The organism is Oscillibacter sp. CU971, assembly GCF_905219725.1.
Taxonomy (GTDB): domain Bacteria; phylum Bacillota; class Clostridia; order Oscillospirales; family Oscillospiraceae; genus Oscillibacter.
This window is the reverse complement of sequence record NZ_CAJMXG010000542.1, coordinates 1-1,186: the sequence shown is the minus strand read 5'-3', so window position 1 is coordinate 1,186 and position 1,186 is coordinate 1. Positions and strand designations below refer to the sequence as shown.

Below are 1,186 nucleotides of genomic sequence, written 5' to 3'. Positions count from 1 at the left end.
GAGGAAAGGGGCGGGGGGAAAAGGGGCTGACCGCTTCCTCTCCAAACAATTTTATCTACATCTGAACGGAGGTTTTGAACATGAAAATGCCCCTGGCGTATGTCACCGCCGCCTGGAGCGCGGACCCCGTGGAGGCCACGGAGCAGGCCGTCCGCTACTGCCGGGCCGTCTACGAGGCGGGGTTCTCCCCCATCTGCCCCACGCTGTACCTCCCCCTGTTTCTGAACGACGCTGTACCGGAGGAGCACAAGAGCAGTATTGATATGAGCCGGGACCTGCTGCGCCGCTCCCGTGTGCTGGTGGTGTGCGGCCACGCTGTCACCGAGGCGGTGAAAAATGACATCGCCGTGGCCCAGCGGCTCAAGATCACGGCCACCACCCTGGAGGGTATTCTGACGGTAAAGGGGCAGGGCCGCTGCTGACCCTGGCGAGCCTCTTTGACGGGATCGGCGTGTTCCCCCTGGCCGCCCGGCGTCAGGGGATCGTCCCCCTGTGGGCCAGCGAGATCGAAAAGGCCCCCGTCTCCATCACGAAACGCCACTTCCCGGATATGGAGCACCTGGGGGACATTACCCGGCTCCACGGCGGCGAGGTCCCGCCCGTGGACATCATCACATTCGGGTCCCCCTGTCAAAATCTCTCCAGCGCAGGCCGCCGTGAGGGGCTGGGCGGGTCAAAATCCAGCCTGTTCTTCCAGGCGGTCCGTATCATAGAGGAAATGAGGGATGCCACTGGAGGTCAATTTCCAACAATCGTTATTTGGGAAAACGTCATGGGAGCTCTGCTATCAGGAAACCGGCTGGATTTTAGAGCCGTCCTGCAATCTCTCACAAACACCGAAATTCCAATGCCTGCTTCCGGGCGCTGGGCCAATGCCGGAATGGTACGAGGCGGAGGCCGTGACGTGTGCTGGCGTCTGCTGGACGCCCAGCATTGGGCAGACCCCCGGCTGGCCCGCCGTCAGCGGGTGTTTGTCGTGGCCGATNTTGGAGGCCGACGTGCCGGAGCGGTCCTGTTTAAGCCCCGCCGCCTGTTCCCGGCTCCTGCGCCTTGCGGAGACTTTGGGCTGCCCCCCGCCGGAGGCANTCGAATATCTGCTTTTGAAACAGGGGGGCCGCTACCAGTCGTCCACCCCTTTCAAGGCTACCGTATGCGGGGGGCGGCCAAGGCGGGGGACGTCGGGAAC

At 63.3% G+C, this 1,186-nt stretch carries 2 protein-coding genes; both read left to right on the top strand.

Features of this window, described 5'->3' with window-relative positions; all coding sequences use genetic code 11:
- Nucleotides 1-80: 80 nt before the first annotated feature.
- Entirely contained in the window at nt 81-422 is a 342-nt protein-coding gene (locus JX325_RS17265; protein WP_023346841.1) for a hypothetical protein, read from the top strand.
- A partial coding sequence (locus JX325_RS17260; RefSeq protein ID WP_374220664.1) for a DNA cytosine methyltransferase occupies nt 416-1,186 on the top strand: 771 nt, incomplete at its 3' end. The genes JX325_RS17265 and JX325_RS17260, both read left to right, overlap by 7 nt.